The sequence below is a fragment of the Sphaerochaeta associata genome (assembly GCF_022869165.1).
Lineage (GTDB): Bacteria > Spirochaetota > Spirochaetia > Sphaerochaetales > Sphaerochaetaceae > Sphaerochaeta > Sphaerochaeta associata.
The window spans coordinates 1,041,259-1,063,996 of sequence record NZ_CP094929.1 but is presented as its reverse complement, the minus strand read 5'-3'; the positions used below and the strand labels follow the sequence as shown (position 1 = coordinate 1,063,996).

The following is a 22,738-nucleotide window of genomic DNA, read 5'->3' as shown; positions in this document are numbered from 1 at the left end:
TCATTTACCGGATTCAAATGCACAACATCACCTAATTATTCAGGATGTTACGCATGATCTCTTCCTGGGTTGCCGTCTCACCCGACAGTTCAGCAGTGATCTTTCCCTCGCTCATCACATATATCCTATCACTCATCCCGATAATCTCAGGCATTTCGCTGGAGATCAGAAGACACGCCATACCTTGTGCGGCAAGCGAGTTGATGATTGTATAAATCTCATGCTTTGCACCGACATCGATTCCACGGGTGGGTTCGTCGAGGATAAGGACCCTCGGATCGGTGAACAGCCACTTTGAAAGGACAACCTTCTGTTGGTTGCCTCCCGACAGATTTCCTGCCATCTGAAGAATGGTCGGCGTTTTTGTATTGAGCCGCTTGCAGAAATCTTCTGCCACGACATTCTCATCGTGCTCATTGATGACCGACATATTGGCAATTTTCTTCAGCTTTGCAATCGTCGTATTTTCTTTCACGTTCTGAATCATCACCAGCCCCAGTTCCTTGCGATCCTCAGGTACATAAGCAACACCACGGGCAATTGCCTTGGGAATTGTGCTGATATCAACCTCAGAGCCTTCGATCAATGTCTTTCCGGTGATGTTCTCACCGTAAGAACGGCCGAACACACTCATGGCGAGTTCGGTGCGTCCGGCACCGACAAGACCCGCCAAACCGACCACCTCCCCTGCACGAACCTTGATGTTAACTCCATCAAGCTTCTTCCGCTCAGGGTTGTCAGGATTCTGAACCGTCCAGTCCTTGACTTCGAACAATACATCACCTATTGGATTGTTGCGCTTGGGAAACATATCCGTAATCTCCCGCCCCACCATACCCTTGATGATCCGCTCCTCACCGATTGATACTGCACCTTGGTTCGACCGAACGACTTCCAACGTCTCGATTGTTTTTCCGTCACGTAGAATCGTAATGGAATCGGCGACGGCCGCGACTTCGTTAAGCTTGTGAGAGATCAATACGGATGCAATATTGCTCTTGTCACGAAGTTCCTTAAGGATTTCAAGCAAATGTTTGCTGTCTTTTTCGTTCAGTGCGGAAGTAGGCTCGTCAAGAATCAGCAGCTTGGCATGCTTGGCCAAGGCTTTTGCAATCTCAACCATCTGCTGCTTGCCCACCCCCAGCTTGTTGACCGGAAGATTGGGATTCTCATTCAAGCCGACACGCTTCATGTATTTCATGGCATCTTCACGGGTCTTGTCCCAGTTGATGATATTGAATTTGGCGCGTTCGTCACCGATGAACATATTCTCGGCAATGGAAAGATAAGGACTTAATGCCAATTCCTGATGGATGATGACAATTCCAGCCTGTTCGCTCTGCTTGATGTTTGAAAACGCACAACGTTTTCCCCCAAAGAAGATGTCCCCTTCGTAAGAGCCATAAGGATAAACTCCGGACAGTACTTTCATCAGTGTCGACTTTCCGGCGCCATTTTCTCCAACCAGAGCATGAATCTCACGTTCCTTGACATCCAAGCTGACATCATCAAGCGCTTTCACGCCCGGGAAAGTCTTGGTGATATGCTTCATCGACAGCAGAATGGAATTGTTTGGCATACAGGTCCCCCGAAATACAGACCGGAACCCGATTCCAACTCAGCCGCAGGCAGATGGTACCGGGTTCGCGATCATGCGATGCAATTCCGGCTTCTATGCTGAAGCCGGATACTTAGTCTTAGAGTCCAACCTCAGCGGCGGTATGGTAGCCGGTATCGACCACTTCAGCCTTCAGGTTGTCCTTCGTAACGATCACAGACTTCAAGAGAACGGAGGGAACGATATACGGTTTACCGTTCTTGATGGAGTCGTTGTTGTAACTGGTGGTATCGAGACCCTGGGGAACCTGACCGCGCATGATTGTGTCTACGAGTTCGACGGTCGCCTGACCAAGTACGCGGGTATCCTTGAGTACGGTAGCATACTGTTCGCCTGCAAGAATCGACTTACAAGAGGCAACGATACAGTCCTGTCCACCGACGACCGGCAGCGGCTTGCCTGCCGTGCCGTATCCGACGGCCTTACAAGCTTCAAGCGTTGAAAGGCTGATAGGATCGTAGGGGGAGAGAATTCCATCGAGGGTCTGATTGGTGTAATGCGCAGAAAGAAGATTTTCCATTCTGGACATAGCCAACTCATTGCTCCAGCGCAGCGTTCCAACAGTATCCATACCCTTCTGGCCGGAACCGATCTTGAGCGTTCCGTTGTCAAAATAGGGCTTGAGCCTATCCATGGCGCCGTCATAGAACTTATACGCATTGTTGTCGTCGGGAGAGCCACCGAACAGTTCGATCAAAAGCGGCTTCTTCTTCGGATTATCAAGGTTCATTCCTTTAATAAGAATGTCACCCATCTGCTGGCCGACGGCATAGTTGTCGAATGACAGATAGTAGTCAACGTTCGGCGATTTCATGATCAAGCGGTCGTAAGCGATTACAGGAATTTTTGCATCCGCTGCTTTCGCAAGTACATCGCTCAAGGCAACGCCGTCAATCGAAGCGATGACGAGCACCTTTGCATTCTTGGTGATCAGATCTTCAATCTGGCGAACCTGGGTGGGAATATCGTCGTCAGAGAACTGCAGGTCAACCTTGTACCCGAGAGCCTCCAATCCGGACTTGACTGCCGCGCCATCCTTGTTCCAACGCTCTTCAGACCTGGTGGGCATTACGACACCAATCATCCCCTTCGCGGATGAGCTTTCGGCAGCACCTGCTGCGAAAACCGTGGTCATTGCGTATAACAGGACCAATCCCACTACTAGCAACTTTTTCATACACAGCCTCCTTTAAGCTTAATGCGTTATCGTTAACGCACATATGAAAACAAACACATCAAAAAGATGTTCAACTAACTCTATCATCGGTAAAATGAGCCGTCAAGCTTTTTTATAGCGTGTTTCTTGCGTGAATATGAAAGAAAGAAGGACTGACATCTGCGGTAACGTTACTTCTTTTAGCGGCATTTCGACAACCCAAATCAATGAACAGTCCAGCATTGGAGGACGATAGATAACACGACTATCAGCCGCCTGTCGGGGCCGAACGGCCCCAAGCGGCGTACCTTGCCATTTAATTTACAGCAATGCGTTCTGCCTCCAGCGAATATCCTCGATGACCAAGTAGCAATTCTTATCGAAGCTGCGAGCCGTCTGCAGTACTTTCTTTGCATCCCTTCGACGCACCTGGACAAAGAGAAGAATCACCTGTCCATCGCGACCACGTCCCTCGAACTCGGTGACCCGAAAGCCTGCATCCCTGAGCAAGGCGGCAACTTCCTTTCCCTTGCTGGAGAACACCTTGACCACCTGATCGCCGATCTTCAGCAGATTCTCAATGGTCATGCCGACAAAAGTCCCGGTAGCAAAGCCCAAGGCAAAAGCTAAAGCCGTCATGGGTTCAGAAAGGTCGCTGAGTACTTTCGACACGGCGAACACCCAGACCAACGACTCAAGAAAAGCAATACAGAACGTTATGAAGCGTTTCCCACGTACTATCATTGCATGACGAATGGTGCCGAGGGAAACATCAACCACCCTGGCTGCAAAAATGACCAAGGCCAACATCAGAGATTCATTGGTAAACATAAGCCTACCCTCAATATATATAATGGAGATGGAACAGCTGTCCGTCTTGACACCATACGATAGAAAACAGAAAGAAGCAATGTCAATCCATATAATCTATATATTCCATTTTAGGAATGGTATAAATAGTTTTCCTTTTCGCTTACTACATACCGAGAAAGAAACCCTCCGTTATGGGGAGGGCTGCAAAGAAAAAGAACGTCTGTGTTATTCGAATAAGGCGTGATAGAGACACTTCACAGCATCCTGAGCCTGCGAAGCATGTACTCCCAGTAAAATGGATGTATCGGACGAGCCGTAATTATAGAAGTTCAGCTTGATTTTTGCTTCAGCCAAGGCTGTTGTACTCTTTGCAATCAAATCGGTCTCCTGCATGACACCCGCACCGACAATACCTACCACGGCATGACCATGGTCGACTTCGATGGAGTCCAGGCTAAACTCGCTCTTGATACGGATACACATCGCGTTGAGTACGCTCTCGCTGGCTTGGGTGGATTCAAAGAACCAGACAATGCTGTCTACACCGAACATGGAAAAGGAAGGACGAACCCCGAAGATATGCAACATGGTAAGCAAGGCATGCCTGATACCGGTACTCTTGAAAAGCATGAGCTTACGCAGGGTGAGGCGGCTGTATCCGCTCTTGGCGGAAACGCCGGCCAGAGGGTGCCCATCAATCTCACGGCTGCCCACGATCATCGTCCCGTCGTCCATCGGTGCATTGGTATTCTTCACATTGATGGGAATCTTGGCGGCGATAACCGGTGCAATGGCTTCTTCATGGAATACACCTGCTCCAACACCGGCAAGCTCACGGACTTCGCGATATGTCATGGTCTTGATGACCTTCGCATCCTTGACCAACCGGGGATCGACACTGAATACACCGCTTACATCGGTCCAGTTCTCGTAGATATCGGCATCCGCTGCATGGCTGAGGATTGCTCCGGTGATATCAGAACCACCTCTGCTGAACGTTTTAACCTTCCCTTCAGTGCTGCAGCCATAGAATCCGGGTACAATATACTTCTCGCCCTTCTTCAGGACTTTTTTCAGATTTGTGTAGGTGTCCTCATGAACGGTTCCATCATCCTTGATGACGATAAGCGGATCGGTATCGAGAAAGGTCCAGCCGAAATATGCGGCAACCATACGGGCGCACAAGTACTCGCCGCGACTGGCGGCATATTCCGCCCCATGGCCTGCATCGATCATCTGCCGTACTTCATCCAAAATCGGAAGAAAGGGCTTTTGGGCCATTCCCAGTTCACTGAGGATGTTGGTATAGCGATTGGCGACTTTCTTGAACAGTTCGCGACAAGACTGGCCCTGCTGCACCATGGAGTTGCAGTTGTAGAGCATGTCGGTGACTTTCTCGTCATCCTTGTTCCGCTTACCAGGTGCGGAAACAATCACTATTTGTCTATCTGGGTCAGCATCAATGATTGATTTGACTTTCTGTATTTGCTTGGCTTCAGCAACCGAACTTCCACCGAATTTACACACGATCATGGGGGTAACCTCCCACCTTATAGAGATATCTAAGTGCGTATTGTATTGAAGGATAGCCTGTTGTGCAAGTGTGAGAAAATGCATGACAGAAAGCCTGTTCACTGCTACTCTACGTACAAGAGGAAATCATGCAGGACTCAAAACGTTCAATTTTGGCTTGGGCTTGTTACGATTGGGCGAACAGTGCCTTTGCAACCACGGTCATGGCAGGCTTCTTTCCTGTTTTTTTCAGTGCCTATTGGGCGGTGGGGGCCAGCAGTGAACAGGGTACCTTCTATTTGGGGGTCGCCAACTCACTTGGTTCTCTCATTGTCGCCTTGTTGGCACCTTTTCTGGGGGCCATAGCAGACTGGGGAAGTTACAAGAAACGATTGCTTGCCTTCTTCGCCCTCCTCGGGTCGGTGATGACGGCGAGCCTCTATGTCCTGCAGATGGGCAACTGGCCCATGGCGGTCCTCTTCTACTCGCTTGCAGTGGTGGGTTTCAGCGGAGCCAATACCTTCTACGATGCGCTGCTCCCCTTTGTAGCCTCTGAAAAGAAAGTGGACTATGTCTCATCACTAGGATACAGCCTGGGCTACATAGGAGGCGGACTGCTCTTTTTGGTAAACGTCCTGATGTACCTCAACCCCTCATGGTTCGGGTTCTCCAGCCAGGAAAGCGCAATCAAGGCTTGCTTTGTCATCGTAGGCATCTGGTGGACAGCCTTCACGCTGCCCCTGATCTTTCTCGTGAAGGAAGAGAAGCCCCTAGAGCCAATGGGAGTGCGACAGGCTGTTGAAAAAGGCCTGGGGATTACCATCAACACCGTTCGCAGTTTCAGACAGCTGAAAACCATCGCACTCTTTCTGGCGGCATATTGGCTCTACATCGATGGGGTGGACACCATCATCAGGATGGCCGTCAACTACGGCACCAGCCTTAATTTCCCCAGCGAGTCGCTGATCATCGCCTTGTTGATCACCCAGTTCGTCGCATTTCCCTCCGCGTTGCTCTACTCGGCTTTCGGCAACAGGATCGGAGTCAAGAAAGCCCTCCAAGTCGCCATAGGCGCCTATACCATCATCGCCGTCCTCGGTTACTTCATGACCACCCCTCTTCACTTCTACCTGCTGGCGGTGATTATCGGTCTCTTTCAGGGCGGCATCCAGGCCCTCTCCCGTTCATACTATACCCGTCTCATCCCAAAGGAGCGCTCTGCAGAGTTCTTCGGTTTCTTCAATATGCTTGGAAAATTTGCCGCCATCATCGGTCCGCTGCTTATGGGAGTTGTGACCTTGGTCACGGGAAATGTCCGCTCAGGCATCGTGAGTCTTGTTGCTCTTTTTGCTTTGGGATTCATCCTGCTCAAGCGTGTGGACGAAACAAAGGGTCAGGCAGAAATTGAGGCGTTCCTGAAGAACCAGTAATTCCTGGAATGCTTTACTATATAAGGCGGCTGTGATATGACTACACTCTCTGATACCTCGGAGAATAAGGAAAACCCATGCAAGCCTTGCAAGAAAATAAAATGGGAGTGAAACCCATCCCATCACTCGTCCTGTCCATGTCATTTCCCGTCATGCTCAGCATGCTTGTCCAAGCGTTTTACAACATAGTGGACAGCATGTTTGTATCTCATTACAGCCAGACTGCATTGACAGCAGTCACCTTGGCGTTTCCGCTGCAGAACCTGTTGATCGCCGTCAGTGTTGGAACATCAATCGGAGTCAATTCCCTATTGTCCAGGAAACTCGGTGCAAGGGATTTGGAGGCGGCAAAGAAAGCTGCAGGCAACGGGCTGACCCTCTCGTTGATCAGCTGGGTGTTCTTTGCGATAATCGGTCTCTTCTTCACCAAGGCTTTCATCAGCTTCTTTTCCAGCGACCCCGAACTGATCAGGATGGGAACGCAATACAGTGCAATTTGTCTCTTCTTTAGCTTGGGAATCTTCATCGATATCACCTGTGAGCGCATCCTGCAGGGTACCGGGGATACCTTCCATCCCATGATCATCCAAGGCACCGGGGCGATCGTCAACATCATCCTCGACCCGATTCTCATCTTCGGCCTCTTCGGCTTCCCACGCATGGGAGTGCTGGGAGCCGCCATTGCAACTGTATTCGCCCAGCATGTCTCTGCTGTCCTTGCCATATATTATGTGAAAAAGAATCGGGAGATTGTACTCGACCGGCCGTCGTTCCGTCTTGAAAAGAAAACCGTGAAGGACATCTACGCCGTCGGGCTCCCATCAATCATCATGCAGGCGATCGGAACCATTCTGACTACAAACCTGAATAAGATCCTCATCGGTTTCGGAACTTCCGCCGTTGCAGTTTTCGGCATCTATTTCCGACTGCAATCATTTATTTTCATGCCGATTTTCGGTCTGAACAGCGGCATGATTCCTGTCATTGGATACAACTATGGAGCGAAGAGACCCAAGCGCATCACCAGTACCGTCAAAGTGGGACTCATCGTATCACTGTCCATCATGAGCGTCGGGTTTGCCGTCTTCACATTCATCCCCCACATCCTGCTGAGCTGGTTCAATGCAACCGATGAGATGATGGCCATAGGCGTTGTTGCCATGCAACGCATCAGCCTGTGTTTCATCTCTGCAGGGTTCTGCATTGTATTGGGAGCCCTCTTCCAAGGAACCGGCGATGGATACATTTCCATGATCATCAGCGTTACCAGGCAGCTTATATTCCTGCTGCCGGCGGCCTACCTGCTGGGTCGTTTCGTCGGGTTGGATGCGCTGTGGTATTCATTCATCATCGCTGAGACTTCTTCACTGGGTCTCACCATTTACTTTTTCAGAAAGGTATATGTGAAGAAAATCAAGACGCTGGCAGCGTAATAGAAAGGCCCAACCTACTTCCTCAGTACGTTGGGCCTTTCTTTGTTTACTCCCACTCGATCGTCCCGGGAGGTTTACTCGTGATGTCATAGAGCACCCGGTTTACTCCGGCTACCTCGTTGCAGATTCTGCTTGCAGAGCGCTGCAGGACATCCGGGGGGAACCGGAACCAGTCGGCTGTCATGGCATCCTCGCTGGTTACCGCCCTGAGCGAGCAGACTTCCTCGTAAGTGCGTTCATCTCCCTGCACTCCGACGCTCTTGACAGGCAGGAGGCATGCAAGAGCCTGCCAGATATCGTGATAGAGACCGGCTTTGCGGATCTCATCGATGAAGATGGCATCGACTTCGCGCAGGGTATCCAGGCGCTCCTTGGTGACCTCACCGACGCAACGGACACCCAAACCCGGTCCCGGGAAGGGGTGGCGGGTTACCAATACTTCGGGAAGCCCAAGCTCACGGCCCAAGGCACGCACCTCGTCCTTGAACAACTCGCGAAGCGGTTCCAACAGGTCCCACTTGAGATCGTCAGGAAGACCTCCGACATTGTGATGGCTCTTAATCGTTGCAGAAGGACCACCGGAGGGACTCTTGCTCTCGATTACATCAGGATAGAGTGTACCTTGGGCAAGGAATGAAATCTCGCCGGCCTTACGGGCTTCGCTGTAGAAGGTATCGACAAAAACCTTGCCGATGATCTTTCTCTTGGCTTCAGGCTCGGTCACACCCTTCAGAGCAGAGAGGAAGGCCTCCTGTGCATCGGCATACTGCAACCTTATCTTATAGTTGTCCCTGAAAAGCTTGAGCACCATCTCAGCCTCGCCTTTACGCAACAGACCGTTGTTTACAAAGACGCAAACAAGCTGGTCGCCGATGGCCTTATGGATCAAGACGGCGGCTACAGCCGAGTCAACACCACCGGACAGGCCGCAGAGCACCTGCTTGTCTCCCACCTTGGCCCGAATTTCCTCAATCGCACTTGCGATGAAGGAGCCCATGTCCCAATTGGGCTGGGCCTTGCAAATACCCAGGACGAAGTTCTCAAGGAAGGTTTTCCCTTCAGCGGTATGAACGACCTCGGGGTGAAACTGCACACCGTAGAATTGCTTCTCCTTGTTCTCAACGACTGTAAAGGTGCAGTTTTCGGTGCTGCCTGTATGCTCGAAGCCTTTGGGAAGAGAACTCACCGAATCGCCATGGCTCATCCAGAGCCTTGAATTCTGGGAGATGCCCTTCAACAACTGAGAATCATGATTTAGAATCTTTAAATCGGCAAATCCGTATTCGCGTTTATCGGGCCGCTCCACCGAGCCCCCGTTTTGAACACTCATGACCTGCAGCCCATAGCAAATGCCCAGAATGGGAATGCCCAATGAGTAGAGCTCTTGGTCCGGACGAGGAGATCCTTCGGTTCTCACCGATGCCGGGCCGCCGGAGAATATGATTCCTTTGGGTTGCATTGCCTTGAGCTCCGCCGCACTAGTGGTATAGGGGACTATCTGGCTGTAGACGTGCATCTCCCTCACCCTGCGTGCTATCAACTGGCTGTATTGGGCACCAAAGTCGAGCACTACGATGGTATCATGGGGGAATTGTTGCATGCTGCGTTCCTCTTTGTTGGAAATTTGTTGCGAGTATAGCGAAAAATTGAGTGAATTGCTACCAAGCCAGTGAACGTACCGGCGGGTATGCGCGTTTTACTGCGCTTGCTACGCCTAAACCGAGCACAAAGCCCACACCGCTCTGTGCAATGTTGCCGGGAATCTCCGCAGCCGCAACACTGACTGTGCTGATAAACAGTGAAGAGAGGGCAAAATACCCAAGGGATACGGTTGCAATACAGACAAGTCCGGCAAAAAGCTTGCGAATCAGGGAGGCTTCCTTATCACCCTGCCGGCGGACGATGAGAGCAATCAAAAGACCCTCCACGCCATGTACCACAAACGAAATGGGTGCCCACTGGGCGTAGCCGCTGATTAGATCGGCGAGGGCGGTTCCCAAGCCGGCTGCAATGAAAGCCGACCAAGGGCCGAATGTGAAGGCTATAAAGCAAATAGCCACATCACAAAGATTGAGATATCCCTTCGCAGTCGGGATACGGACAACCATGGTAAACACGACGACCACTGCAGTAAGCACAGCGACGACGGCTACCTTCAAGGCATTCCTGTTCTGTTGCATGATGATTCACTCCTCAAGCTTTGCATAGCAACCAAAGCACTACTGGGATGATAACCGAAAGCAGAAAGTGGGTAAAGGGATGCCGATACGAGCCAAGGTTGTGATACTGACTTCGCCGATTTTGCAGACCGAAGCCCCGCATCTCCAGACTCATCGCCAAATTGGGGATGGAGCGCAACGCTACAACCAAGGCACTGGTCAAAGTCGGCACTAAATCCTTCAGACGCTGCAGGAACTTTCTCCCTTGCTCCCGGTCGGCTTCCCGAAGCCGGTGTGACTCTGCGATCTGACTGAAGCTGTCGGCGATGAAGGGGATGTAGGTGAAGGCGAGTGTCACCACCAAGCCAGCCTTATAGGGAAGACGGTACCATCTGAGGGCGAGCATCACCTCGTTCATGATGGTGGTGGCAAAGAGCAGCGTACACACATAGGAGATGCCGATGAACCGGCCTGCAAGCCGGGCTGCCTGCATGAGGCCCTCCTCAGTGACTATCGTCACCGATCCGACTGAAAAAAGAGGGCGGCCGGTGCGGACATTGAACGGCATGAACAACACCATGAACAACAGCATGGGCAAAATTGAACGAAAGATCTTCCAGACATGGGAGAATCCGGTATTCAATCCACCAGTGAACACGATCAGGGCAACTGCACAGTACAAGCCGACCAGATGGACAGGAAGGAAGAACCATACGCAAAGCAGCAGCATCAAGAGGATTTTCGCCCTCGGGTCGAAGCGGTAAAGCCACCCCTTTCCTGCAACAAAGGTGCTGGTCGTCATAGGCTTGCCATCCTTCCGTCCTCGATGGCGTAGCTGCGTTGGGCGACCCGAGCGGCGAACTGGCGGTCGTGGGTGATGAGTAGCAGGCCGGCTCCCCGCTTTCGTAGCCGTGCAATGATTGCAAGGGCGCTGTAGTAGGTCAAGGAACTGTCAAGCTCATCAAGGATGTAGAACGGTCGTTCCAGGAGAAAGTAAACAGCAGCCTGCAGGGCTTTTCTTTGTGGATAGCTCATGGTGGAAGGCGTATCAGACAAGGTGAGTCCGAACAAATCGGCACACTCGGCCACCCTGGCCCTCATCTCTTCACTTTTGAGGTCCTTGCGCCGTTTCAAAGACCAGGAAAGCTCTTCTTCAACAGTTGGAAGGAAAATCTGCAAGTCGGGATTCTGAAAGAGATACCCTACCTTTTTGGAAAGCTCCTTGCCCGCCAGCGGTTGCCCGTCGAGTTTGATTACACCGCCGATCGGGTCATCCAAGCCGCACAGCAACCGCGAAAACGAACTCTTGCCGCTTCCATTGGGGCCCACCAAGGTGACAAGCTCTCCGCTCTCCATATGAAAGTCAGGGACATGCAGAGAGAACGACCGGCCCTGCAGGGTACTCAGCCTCTTTCGTTCGGCTTCCAAATCCATACAAGAAAGCTTTTGCTTTTTCGACATTTCCAACACTTGGCCTTCCAAGGGATTGGGCAGGTCGTCCCCGCAAAGGTGAGAGAATCTGGGAAGAATTTCATCAAGGGAGGGATTCTGGATTGCTTTCTGGTCGAGCAGCACCACCTGGTCGAACAGACCGGTGAATTCCTCCAAATACCTGCTTGCAAGCACCAAAATGGTTTTATCGGATGCTTGTATAGTCTCCTTAAGCTGGTTGCGCCACCTCTGGTCCAAGTCATCGAAGGCTTCGTCAAGAATCCACAAGCGTGCTTGAATCACCTCTTGGACTGCAAGCAATACACGCTTGCGCTCTCCTCCGCTGAGCTCCTGTTGGCTCGAAGTTCTCAGATCCTCCAAACCCCAATGCTCCAAAGCACGAGTGATGCGTCGTGCCATCTCTTCGCGTTCGAGTCCCAGCGACTCCAGAGGAAAGGCAAGCTCTTCCTCAACACTGGTGGCGATGAACTGTTCCTGAGGATTTTGTGAAACATAGGAACAAACACCAAGCAGATCCCAAGGTTCCATAGTGCTGAGGTCTCTCTCGAACAATTCAATGGTTCCCTGTAATGTACCAGGGAAGTACTTCGGGCAGACACCGCACAGAATTTTCGCCAACGTGGTTTTACCCTTGTTGAAGGGGGCAAGCAACAATGTTTTGCCGCCCTCCTGCAAATCCAGGTTGAGATCGACGAATAGGCTGTCGCACACCTCTTCCTTCCAGGAACGGTAGGTGAAATGCAGATGGGAGAGCCGAAGTGCGTGTTGCATAATGGGCCTAAACTTGACCGGGAAGCTCGTCGAACCGTTTGGCGATGGCCCCATAAACCACCTCGTGAAGCGAAGCAATTTCCTCACTGCTCAGGGTGGCGGTTGGAATCGGTTTGCCGATGGAGAAGTAGGCATGCACCCTTCCAAAACCTTTCAAGTGCTCGAACCCTGCACGCATTCCTTTGATGGTGATGGGAACTATGACAGTCTTTGAGCGGGTTGCAAGCTTCAGGCTTCCGCTTTTAAGCTCCCCGATCCGGCCGCTCTTGCTTCTCGTCCCTTCGGGAAACACCAGCATGCTCTTACCCTGCTTGAGTTGCTCCACACCTCTGAGGATTGCCTTGATGGCATCGTGGGGGCTCTTACGATCGATGAAGATGCAGTCAAGAGCATAGCACCACAGGTTGATGATGGGGATTCTCTTCACTTCGGCCTTTGCCAGAATAGCCGCCCAAAGGTTTGCCGGCCCGACAAAGGCAACGATATCGAGCAGACTTTGATGATTGGCCATGTAACAGATGTTGGTGCCATCAGGCAGGTTATCCCTGCCGTCGACATGCACGGTAATTCCCAAAAAGAACATGATGCTGTTTCCAATGAAATGTCCGCACCGCCTGAGGTGACGATTCTCCGCTTCTTTGAGCCGGAACAGACGTAAGAACAGTGCAGGAAGGAATGCGTACACCAAGGAAAGTATCAGGATAGGTATGATAAACAATGCTGCAAATGCAATGCGTATTTTTCTCATGCAATCGCCTCCGCTCTAGGAAAAGTCCTGCGTCTTGTACAGCTTTGCATAGTGGCCGTTTTTCTCAAGCAGCTCGGCATGTGTACCCGACTCGACTAGTGTACCCTCATCAAGGACCAAGATGCAATCGGCATTTTTTATCGTGGCAAGACGGTGAGCGATGACGATGGCGGTTCTTCCTACCGACAGACGTGCAAACGCTTCGGTGATGAGCTCCTCGCTCTCGGTATCCAGGCTGCTGGTAGCTTCGTCAAACATAAGAATCGAAGGATTCTTCAAGAATACCCGTGCGATGGAGATCCGTTGCTTCTGCCCGCCGCTGAGCAGCGTTCCTCGTTCGCCGACCTGGGTATCCAGACCATGAGGAAGCGAACGGACGAATGTACCAAGGTTTGCAGCATCGAGTGCGGCCCAGAGCTGCTCATCGGTTGCATCCACCTTGCCGTACTTCAGGTTCTCCCGGATGGTGTCATCGAAGAGGAATATATTTTGCTGCACGAAGCCGATATGCTGTCTCAGCGAATTCTGCCTCAGGTATTTGGCATCCTGGCCGTCGATGAGGATTCTCCCTTGCTTGGGTTCATAGAACCGTGGCAACAGGGAGGCAAAGGTGCTTTTACCGGCACCCGATTCTCCGACCAAAGCTACGGTTGAGCCTCCGGGAATGGTTACATCGATATCCTTGAGAATCAAGTCGGCTGAATTCTCATAAGCGAACGAGACATGCTCGAATCGAACGGTCCCCTTCTTGATTTTTAAATCCTTGGCGTCCTTCGTATCGGTGATGCCGGGATGTTCATCCATAACTTGGGTGAAACGCTCGAAGCTTGCCATTCCTTGCTGCAGCTGCTCGGTGAAGTTGATCAGTCGATCGATGGGCGGAAGCACAACCCCGACATAGAGGATGAATGTCACCAGGTCGTATGACTCGACCTTGCCCATGAAAATAAGTACTGCTCCTCCGGCTATGGTACAGAAATAGTACAGTTCGCGGAAAAACCCGATGACCGAATGATAGCGGCCCATCACCTTGTACTGCTCCATTTTGCTGTTACGGAGCACATCGTTGACCTGATTGAACTTCTGCTCCTGATAGGACTCCCTGCCGAAGGACTTCACTTCACGGATGCCCATCAGCGAGTTCTCGACATTGCTGTTCACATCGGCGACGGTGGTCCGGACCTTACGGAATGTAGCCTTCATTTTCATGCCGAAATACACCCCGTAGAACACCATGATTGGAAAAGGAATAAGAGAGATGAGTGCCAAAGGAAGACTGTAGCTGAACATCAGAATGTACGAACCCAGTATTGTAGCCACACTGATGATCAGGTCCTCGGGAGCATGATGGGCCATCTCGGTAATTTGGAAGAGATCGTTGGTGATTCGGCTCATCATATGACCGGTCTTGGTCTTGTCGAAGTAGCCGAAGGAGAGTTTCTGCAAATGTGCAAACAGCTCGCTGCGCATATCCGTCTCCATTCGCACTCCCAGGATATGCCCCCACGTGACTCGGATATACTGGCAGACAGCCTGCAGGATGTAGATGAGCAGCATCAGGGCGAAAATGACGAGCATATGCTCGAGATTCTTCTCAGGAATCTCGACGCGAAGCAGTTGTCTGGTCAATGTCGGAAACAGGATGGAGAGTGCGGAGGCCAGGACGGCCACTCCGATATCCAGAAAGAAGAGCCCCTTGTAGGGGCGGTAGTAGCCGATGAACCGTTTGAGCATCCTACTTCTTCCTCCTGAACAATCTTGCGAAGAAACCGAGTTTCTGCTCGGGTTTCTTGGCCTGATCCTGCTCCTTTGCCACAGGTGCGGCAGCTGCCTTCTTTACAGGGGTTCTGGGAACTAGGCTCGTTTGAGGTGGACTGACCTGTCCTCCCTCATTTTGATACTGCTGCTTGTAGTAGGCCAGTCTCTCTTCGAGGGAAAGATTCTGAATCTCTGCATAGCTCTTCGAACCTGGTCTCCTGCGACGGGTCTCCGCCGGACGAGCCTGCTCCACGCGCGGCCTTCTGTTTCTGGTCTCGTTGCTCTCGTCTGTCTTTCTACCCATACGCGGGCGTTCTTCCCTCTTTGCCCTGGGCAGCGGACCCTTCCTGCCTCTCGGCCGAAGACCGCCCTTGGAACGAGCAGGAGATGATGCATACTCATCGTTGCTCACCAAATCACGGAACGAGTAGGAAGCACTTGCATCCTCAACCTGAGGAAGGTCCCCCTCTTCAGGCCAGATTACCGGAATTTTCATCTGGATGTAATTTTCGATAGGCTCCAGGTTGAATACATACTCTTCATCGGCCAAAGTGATGGACTTGCCGCTCTTGCCTGCCCTTGCGGTTCGGCCGATGCGGTGTACATAACTCTCAAAGTCATCGGGGATGTCGTAGTTTACAACCAACTGAAGGTCATCGATCTGCAGTCCGCGTGCGGCAACGTCGGTGGCCACAAGGAACTTGATCTTCCCCTCTTTCATTCGATCGAGCGTTTGAAGTCGTTTTGTCTGCGGCATATCACCCATCAGATACTTGGTTGGATACCCGTTGAGCGAAAGACGCTTGGAGACTTCAATGCAGCGGGCCTTGGTATTGGTGAAAATCAAGCAGTTCTCAGGATCCTCTTTTTTCATCAGCTTCAGGAAGAGACCGAACTTCTCACTCTTGGATACATGAAACAACTCCTGGGTGATTGCCTTGACGGTAATCTCCTCGGGTTGCACCTCAAGCTCAACCGGCTCATTCATGAAAGACCAAGCAAGGTTGCGGACCTTGGTGCCCAAGGTGGCGGAGAAAAGCATGGTCTGCCGCTCGGTGCAGCCCCTGAGCAGGCTGAACATCTTTTGGATATCGGGGTAGAACCCCATATCGAAGAGTCGGTCCGCTTCATCAACGACGAAGATGTCAAACTGACGGAAATCAATCTTGTGCATTTTCTGGTAGTCCAGGATACGACCGGGAGTACAGACAAAGATATCGCACCCCTTTTCCAGAATCTCATCCTGCTTGCCGTAGCCAACACCGCCAAAAAAACACCCCACCGTTACATCATCCATTGCAGAAGCGAGTTTGAGGGTGTCTTCCTCGATCTGCACGGCAAGTTCTCTGGTAGGGGCTACGATGAGGGCCTTGGGTTTGCTTTTGCCCTTCTGTTGGGCTTCGACGAATGACTGAAGAATGGTCAGCACATACACTGCGGTTTTTCCGCTTCCAGTCTTGGACTGGGCCATGACATCACGATGGGAAAGACTGACCGGGAGCACCTTTTCTTGTACTTCCGTACAATCGGTGAAACCCGCAGCCTCAATGCCTTTGAGCACTTGCTCACTTAAGGGTAGTTCAGTAAATTTCATTGGTACTATATATCGCCTTTACAAGAAATAGCTGTGTTACACAGAAAGGAGGGACCTTGAGGAAGGACCCTTCTCTATAAAGATAGAGGAAATTACCACTATTGTCCACCTCAGTGGATACAGTTTATCAATCGTCCAGTTCCCAACTTCTGACAAGACGCATGATGGCAAGGGTTTTTTCATACGAACCAGAAAAATTACGGCTGTCTATCCTGGAAAGCGGCATGGCCGCCATGCTGGTGGAGCTGATGAAGGCTTCATCAAATACCCCTTTACCTACTTCATCCGCATCGGGAGCATCAAAGACAATCCGGAATCCCAACCGAACGGCGGCCTTCAGCACCCGGTCTCGGGTGATACCCAGCAACACCTGCTCATCGGAGGCCGTATACAGCTCTTTGCCCTTGAAAGCAAAGAAATTGCTTCTCGTCCCTTCCAAGACCTTGTGATGACGGTCAACCAGCAAGGCTTCAAAGCAACCTAGGCTGCGGGCCTGCTCAAGGGCCATGTAGTTGAGCAATAGATTTCCGGTCTTGCACGAAGGATACAAGCGCTCGCCTGCAAACGTTATAGCCCCGACTCCCTGGGTATAATACTCGTCGGGATAGGAGAGCAGAGAGGATGCAAGCACAAACAACTGCGGGTCCTTGCCCCCATAGAGCTGAATTCTCAAGGAGGCTTGCTCGATTGCATCGACATCGATCAGATTGTAGACCCAGGTGCTGATCTGCTCCTTGGTGAAGGGATGGGAGAGCTTGATGCCCCGGCAGGAGTTCTCAAGTCGGATCAGATGGTCGTCGAGATGCACTGCATGACCCTTGACGACCCTCAGGGCTTCATAGGTGGAGAAACCGAATTGGACCTCCCTGAGCGTGACCGGGACAACCGCATCCTTGGCAAGAATCACCTGTCCATTATGTATGGCATGAACACCTTCCATCGCTTCCTCCTATCAGGGATACTTGATCAATTCGCGGGGTTTGCTTCCATTGGGAGGCCCCACATATCCCATCTCTTCCATCTGTTCGACCAGACGTGCAGCCCGGTTGTACCCTATCTTCAATCTTCTCTGCAAGTAGGAGGCTGATGCGCACTTGCGCTCGACGACTATCGACAATGCCCGCTGCATGAGCTCATCATCGTCATTTGCATCTACGCCATCTTCCCCTTCGCTCCCCGAGGCTTTCTGTTCCTCATCCTCGAAGAAAGACTCATCGATGAAATCGGGAACACCCTGACTCGATACGAATTTTACAACCTCCTCGACCTCATGATCGCTGAGGAAGGAACCCTGGATGCGTTCAGCCGCAGGATTGCTGCTTGACATATAGAGCATATCACCTTTGCCAAGCAGTTTATCGGCCCCCTGTTCGTCGAGGATGATGCGGCTGTCGGTGGCGCTGGTTACAGCAAAGGCAATACGGGTTGGGATGTTGTTCTTGATGACACCGGTGATGACGTCTACAGAAGGACGCTGGGTGGCCAGCACCAAATGGATGCCCACCGCCCGGCTCATGGCTGCAAGACGGCTGACTTTGCTTTCCATGTCCTTGCCTACGAGGTGCATCAGGTCGGCAAACTCATCGATGACCACTAAAATATACGGCAGTTTCTCTCGTGCCAAACGACTGGTCTCTATCTTTTCGTTGTACCCGATGATGTTTCGGACATTGATGCCCTGAAGCAGCTTGTAGCGTCTATCCATCTCGTACAGACAGAAATCCAGGGCTTTGAGGGTCCGCTTCGCTTCGGTGATGACCGGAGTCAGCAGATGAGGAATGCCATTATAGATGTTCAGTTCGACAATCTTCGGATCGACCAGAATCATTCGCACCTGCTTGGGGCTGCGCCTGAAGAGAACCGAACAAATCAGCGAATTGACACAGACGCTCTTTCCACTGCCGGTGGAGCCGGCGATCAGCAGGTGCGGAGCCTTGATCACATCAATGACGATGGGCTCTCCCATCAGGTTGCGCCCGAGTACCATCGGAATGCCAAGACCGTCGGAAAGCGAGCCCAGCATCTCCCGAAAGCCGATGATGTCCCGCTTTAGGTTGGGAATCTCCACCCCGACCGCCGACTTGCCGGGAATCGGGGCTACGATGCGCACCTGGGTGGCGGCCAAAGCAAGGGCGATGTTATCAGCGAGATTGACGATGGAGTTGACTCGTATCCCCGGAGCGGGAAGCAACTCGAACATGGTAACCGTCGGGCCTCGTACGATATTGACCAACTCGACAATGATATTGAACTGCTGCAACGTGGTTACAAGCACTTCCCCCCGTTTGAGCGTGGTTTCGTCGATGACATCAGATACCTTGGGATAGGTCACCAGCATGGAGTCGGAGGGGAATTGGTATCTGATGCGGCTCTGGTTGATCAGGGCACTGCCACTAAGGCCGCCCACCCCGCTGGCAGGTTCAAGCAGGTCCTCCTCTTCAACGGCAGGTTCTTCGCTCATCGGGACATCCTCACTGAAGCCCCCGTTGATCGGCTTTGCCGTACTCTGGGCAAAAAAGGTGGGTTGAACAACAGGTCTCTTCTCGACAAGCGGGGCAGGCTTGGCGGCCGGCTCCTCCGGTGTAAAAAGGGGTTGGGAAGGCTTCTCCTCGTATTGCACCGACAGAATCCTCTCCCTGATGGAAAGCGTATCATCGGCTTGACTGGAAGCAACCGGAACGGGTTCATCCGCCCTGGTCTGATGCTGCTCGACTGCCTCTGCAAGCATTCCTCTCGCCCTGCCCTTCGGCTCCATATTCTTGTCATGCTTCTTATGAGGGGCCTTGCCCACTGCTTCCAAGGCACCTTGAAGAAAGCCCGACAGTTGCACCGGTTGTTTGGGTTGGGGTTGCTCCTCTGTCTTGGCCTGCGCAAGCTCAAGCTGCTTGCGCTCAAGATAGGAAAGACCATTGTTGCGTTTTCGCTCTTCGGTAAGGGTGTGCAACGCTCCAATGCTGACCTTGCCGTTTACTTGGATCTCCTCAACCTGGATGATATCCCGTTCCAAAGGCTTGGAAACGGATGAGCGACGTTTGGAAAGGCTGCCCAAGGAAGGAACTTCGGCGATGGGAGGGAAATTGACCTGTTGCCGACCGAGCTCGTCGCCCTCCTCAACCGTCTCCTTTACAACCGGCTTTTTCACCAGTGTGACATGCTCTTCCTCATCAAGGGTCTCATTCGCTGCTTCCTTTCGTTTTGACCGCTTCCCGAACAAGGAGTGCTTTTTCGGTTTTTTCTGTTCGTTCTGCTTTTGTTGCTCGGCTTTCAGTTCCAAGGCCTGTCGTCGGCGTTCCTCCCGCTCCAGTTTGGCTGCACGATACCGGTCCAAGGCATCGCTGAGCAAGGTAAAGAGTACGAACAAGGCTGTTTCAGCCAGGAAAAGCAACACCACCTTGAAAGATGCACTGCGCAGGTCGCTTGAAGAGGAGAGTAAAACGCTTGAGAAAAAAGGACGACTGCTCTCCTGCAACAGGTGGGAAAGGGTGTACAGGGTGTAGGTCATGACGGCTGTGAGCGGGATGAGGATATACGAGAAATGCTTCTTGGAGCGGAAGCTGAAGATCATGATGCTCCAGATAAGCAGCAGCAAAGCAAGCGGGGCCAGTCCGAAGCGGGAAGGAACGATGGTGAAGGAGAAGATGCGGCTTACAAGTGCATGCACCTGCACCAACAGCGTATTGGTCACTCCCAAAAGCGGCAGCACGATGAGAGCAGTCACCAAAAGTGATGCTGTCAGGCAACTGACTCCTAAAACCAATGACAATCGACCCTTCCTTCCCTTCACAAGAACCTCCTCCCTAAATTCGGTAAACACCCCATTTGCAAAATGGTATCAAATCTTTTGCAGGAGGCAAAGCATACGGCTTGCCTCCAGGCGGGGCACCTGCAAAGGTACAAAGTTCGCTGTCCAGGAACTTTTACACGTTCGCTTTACCTGGACAAGCTCCTCTTCCACTTGCTCCTGCACTGCCTTGTAGGCGCATACATACCCGTCTTCAGAGAGCAGGTCGGCAACAACATCGAGGATGTCGGCAAGAGGATGGAAGGCCCGGAACGTAATGATTTCAAAACGGTCCTTCACTTCCTTCAAATCCCTGTCAACAACCTGGACCCTGTCGGAGAGCGAGGCACGAAGCAGGGCGTTGCGTAGAAAATCGACTCTTCTTCCCATTCTTTCCACAAGGGTGAAGGAACAGGACGGCAATGCGATGGCAAGAGGGATGCCGGGAAGACCGGCACCCGAACCGAAGTCGGCAATCCTGCAGGAAGGATATGCTGCAGAGAGTGCACGAAGTGTCTGGACACCGCTCAGGCTGTCAAAAATATGACGAATCACAAGGTCTTCCCCTTGTGCCGCCACCAGCTTATAGACGGGGTTGAATAGTTCCAGCTCTGCAATATAGGCATCGAGCTGCTCTCTCTGGCCCTGGTCCAGATCCAATGACAGGGAAGAAAGGCCCTCGTCAAGCAATTTCCGATACTTACCTGCCATGTCTCCCTCCCCGGTCGAGATGTACGATAAGGACTGCAATGTCGCTGTTGCGCACCCCGTTGATTCTTGTCGCCTGTCCAACTGAAAGCGGGCGGACCTTCTTCAGTTTCTCCTTGCCCTCGGCACTCAACCCTTCGATGGCATCCCAGTCCAACTTCTCGTCGATCAGAAGGCTCTCCAACTTCTCAAACCTGCTGATCTGCCGATCCTGGCGGTTGATATACCCTTCGTATTTCACATCGAGCTCAACCTGGTAGAGAATCGGTTCTTCAAATGCTTGTAATTCAGGAATCCGCTTGGAGACATCCTCAATGGTCACCTCGGGCATTTTCAAAGCCTGAAGGGCGCTCTTTTCCTCGTACCTTCGCGCACGAAGCAGGTCTTTCACTGCATCCATTCTTGACAGTTTATCCTTCAGGCGATCCAGTGCTTCCTGCTTCTGCAACCCGACGGAGAACCCTTTGGCCGTGAGCCGCTGGTCACAGCTGTCGTGGCGTAGGTTCAAGCGATATTCAGCACGGCTGGTAAACATGCGATAGGGTTCCTGCGTCCCCATCGTGACCAAGTCATCGATGAGAACACCGGTATAAGCCTCGTTGCGACTGAGCACCAAGGGTTTTTCACCCTTGAGCTTCTGCGCCGCATTGATGCCGGCCATCAGGCCCTGGCATGCCGCCTCCTCGTACCCGCTGGTGCCGTTGGTCTGCCCGGCGATGAACAGGTTCTCCACCAGCTTGCTCTCCAGTGAGGGGAAAAGTGCTTGGGGATCGATGAAATCGTACTCGACCGCGTATGCAGGACGCATGATCTGGGCGTGTTCAAGCCCTGCAATACTGTGGATGAATGCATGCTGCACATCCTCAGGAAGTGAGGAGGAGATTCCGTTCAGATACATCTCTTCAGTCCCCACACCCTCTGGTTCGACAAATATCTGGTGGCGTTCACGGTCTGGGAACCTGACCACCTTGTCCTCGATCGAAGGGCAGTATCGCGGTCCCTTGCCGACGATCTTTCCGCCGTACAACGGGGAACGATGGATGTTCTCCCTGATGATCCGGTGCGTATTATCATTGGTCCAGGTGATATAGCAGGGGAGAGCCGGCCGATCGACGCTGTCATAGTCGAAACTGAAGGGCATCATCGTCTCTTCCCCGTCCTGGATTTCCATTCTGTCAAAGTCCAGGCTCGAGCGCCTGACCCGTGCAGGGGTGCCTGTTTTCAGTCTCCCTACCGGAAAGCCCTTTTTGCGCAGGGCACTGCCCAACCCGATGGCGGCCGGCTCATCCAGCCGTCCGTTTGAAGCATCGTACTCGCCGATGAAAATACGGCCTTCCATGAAGGTACCGGTGGTCAGGACCATCACCTTGCAGGTAATGGTATGCCGTCTCTCGGTCACCACCCCTACCAGGGCATTGTGGTCATCGAGAAGAATGTCCACCACCGTATCCATGAACAAGGCAAGGTTGGACTGGGCTTCCAGCGTCTCCTTTGCAAGGCGTGCATAGGTGAACTTGTCCGCTTGGGCTCGGGGAGCCTGCACGGCAGGACCGCGTCTGCGGTTGAGAATGCGATACTGGATCATGGAGTGATCGATCAGGTGCGCCATCTCACCGCCGAGGGCATCAACCTCCCGCACCAAATTGCCCTTGCTTAATCCCCCGATTGCAGGATTGCATGAGAGCTTGCCGATGGTATCGAGGTTCTGGGTGATTAAAAGAGTCGAAAATCCTATTCTTGAAAGGGCGAGGCACGCCTCGATTCCGGCGTGGCCGCCCCCCACAACTATTGCATCATAATCCATA

Annotated in this window: 17 protein-coding genes; 2 read left to right on the top strand and 15 right to left on the bottom strand. The window is 52.2% G+C overall.

Annotation, left to right across the window (positions count from 1 at the left end; translation table 11 throughout):
- Window positions 1–31 precede the first annotated feature (31 nt).
- The 4 genes from MUG09_RS04880 to MUG09_RS04865 form a co-directional block, all read right to left on the bottom strand.
- A complete protein-coding gene (locus MUG09_RS04880) occupies window positions 32–1,579 on the bottom strand; it encodes an ATP-binding cassette domain-containing protein (RefSeq protein WP_244774011.1) in 1,548 nt (515 codons plus the stop codon).
- Between the two features lie 118 nt (window positions 1,580–1,697).
- Window positions 1,698–2,795, bottom strand: a complete 1,098-nt coding sequence (locus MUG09_RS04875) for a substrate-binding domain-containing protein (protein ID WP_244774001.1) — start codon at window positions 2,793–2,795, stop codon at window positions 1,698–1,700.
- 300 nt (window positions 2,796–3,095) lie between these two features.
- The gene (locus MUG09_RS04870; RefSeq protein ID WP_244773999.1) at window positions 3,096–3,605 is read right to left on the bottom strand and encodes a DUF2179 domain-containing protein; all 510 of its coding nucleotides are present in this window, start codon (window positions 3,603–3,605) and stop codon (window positions 3,096–3,098) included.
- A gap of 207 nt (window positions 3,606–3,812) precedes the next feature.
- Window positions 3,813–5,120, bottom strand: a complete 1,308-nt coding sequence (locus tag MUG09_RS04865) for an aspartate kinase (protein ID WP_244773997.1) — start codon at window positions 5,118–5,120, stop codon at window positions 3,813–3,815.
- Between the two features lie 128 nt (window positions 5,121–5,248).
- Between MUG09_RS04865 and MUG09_RS04860 the strand changes: the two genes are divergently transcribed.
- Complete coding sequence (locus tag MUG09_RS04860; protein ID WP_244773994.1) at window positions 5,249–6,529, top strand: MFS transporter; 1,281 nt, start codon at window positions 5,249–5,251, stop codon at window positions 6,527–6,529.
- Between the two features lie 77 nt (window positions 6,530–6,606).
- Window positions 6,607–7,962 carry an MATE family efflux transporter gene (locus MUG09_RS04855; protein WP_244773992.1) on the top strand — a complete coding sequence of 452 codons (1,356 nt, stop codon included), beginning with the start codon at window positions 6,607–6,609 and terminating at the stop codon, window positions 7,960–7,962.
- Between the two features lie 46 nt (window positions 7,963–8,008).
- Here the strand turns inward: MUG09_RS04855 and guaA are convergent, their stop codons facing one another.
- The 11 genes from guaA to mnmG all read right to left on the bottom strand — a co-directional run bounded on the left by guaA (window position 8,009) and on the right by mnmG (window position 22,737).
- Window positions 8,009–9,562: a glutamine-hydrolyzing GMP synthase gene (gene guaA, locus MUG09_RS04850; protein ID WP_244773990.1), complete on the bottom strand. Its 1,554-nt coding sequence runs from the start codon at window positions 9,560–9,562 to the stop codon at window positions 8,009–8,011.
- Window positions 9,563–9,620: 58 nt separating this feature from the next.
- Entirely contained in the window at window positions 9,621–10,142 is a 522-nt protein-coding gene (locus tag MUG09_RS04845; RefSeq protein ID WP_244773979.1) for an ECF transporter S component, read from the bottom strand.
- 13 nt (window positions 10,143–10,155) lie between these two features.
- On the bottom strand, window positions 10,156–10,923 hold the full coding sequence (locus tag MUG09_RS04840; RefSeq protein WP_244773976.1) for an energy-coupling factor transporter transmembrane component T family protein: 768 nt from the start codon (window positions 10,921–10,923) through the stop codon (window positions 10,156–10,158).
- Window positions 10,920–12,344, bottom strand: a complete 1,425-nt coding sequence (locus MUG09_RS04835; RefSeq protein WP_244773973.1) for an ATP-binding cassette domain-containing protein — start codon at window positions 12,342–12,344, stop codon at window positions 10,920–10,922. Before MUG09_RS04835 ends, MUG09_RS04840 begins: the two co-directional genes overlap by 4 nt.
- 7 nt (window positions 12,345–12,351) lie before the next feature.
- Window positions 12,352–13,092 carry a lysophospholipid acyltransferase family protein gene (locus MUG09_RS04830; RefSeq protein WP_244773971.1) on the bottom strand — a complete coding sequence of 247 codons (741 nt, stop codon included), beginning with the start codon at window positions 13,090–13,092 and terminating at the stop codon, window positions 12,352–12,354.
- A gap of 15 nt (window positions 13,093–13,107) precedes the next feature.
- Window positions 13,108–14,826 carry an ABC transporter ATP-binding protein gene (locus MUG09_RS04825; protein ID WP_244773969.1) on the bottom strand — a complete coding sequence of 573 codons (1,719 nt, stop codon included), beginning with the start codon at window positions 14,824–14,826 and terminating at the stop codon, window positions 13,108–13,110.
- A gap of 1 nt (window position 14,827) precedes the next feature.
- Entirely contained in the window at window positions 14,828–16,444 is a 1,617-nt protein-coding gene (locus MUG09_RS04820) for a DEAD/DEAH box helicase (protein ID WP_244773966.1), read from the bottom strand.
- A gap of 127 nt (window positions 16,445–16,571) precedes the next feature.
- Window positions 16,572–17,384: an aminotransferase class IV gene (locus MUG09_RS04815; RefSeq protein ID WP_244773965.1), complete on the bottom strand. Its 813-nt coding sequence runs from the start codon at window positions 17,382–17,384 to the stop codon at window positions 16,572–16,574.
- Between the two features lie 12 nt (window positions 17,385–17,396).
- Window positions 17,397–20,228 carry a DNA translocase FtsK gene (locus tag MUG09_RS04810; RefSeq protein WP_244773964.1) on the bottom strand — a complete coding sequence of 944 codons (2,832 nt, stop codon included), beginning with the start codon at window positions 20,226–20,228 and terminating at the stop codon, window positions 17,397–17,399.
- A 48-nt stretch (window positions 20,229–20,276) separates the two neighbouring features.
- The gene (gene rsmG / locus MUG09_RS04805; RefSeq protein ID WP_244773963.1) at window positions 20,277–20,936 is read right to left on the bottom strand and encodes a 16S rRNA (guanine(527)-N(7))-methyltransferase RsmG; all 660 of its coding nucleotides are present in this window, start codon (window positions 20,934–20,936) and stop codon (window positions 20,277–20,279) included.
- Window positions 20,926–22,737 carry a tRNA uridine-5-carboxymethylaminomethyl(34) synthesis enzyme MnmG gene (gene mnmG, locus MUG09_RS04800; protein ID WP_244773962.1) on the bottom strand — a complete coding sequence of 604 codons (1,812 nt, stop codon included), beginning with the start codon at window positions 22,735–22,737 and terminating at the stop codon, window positions 20,926–20,928. The genes rsmG and mnmG overlap by 11 nt, the downstream gene beginning before the upstream one ends.
- Between the last annotated feature and the right edge of the window lies 1 nt (window position 22,738).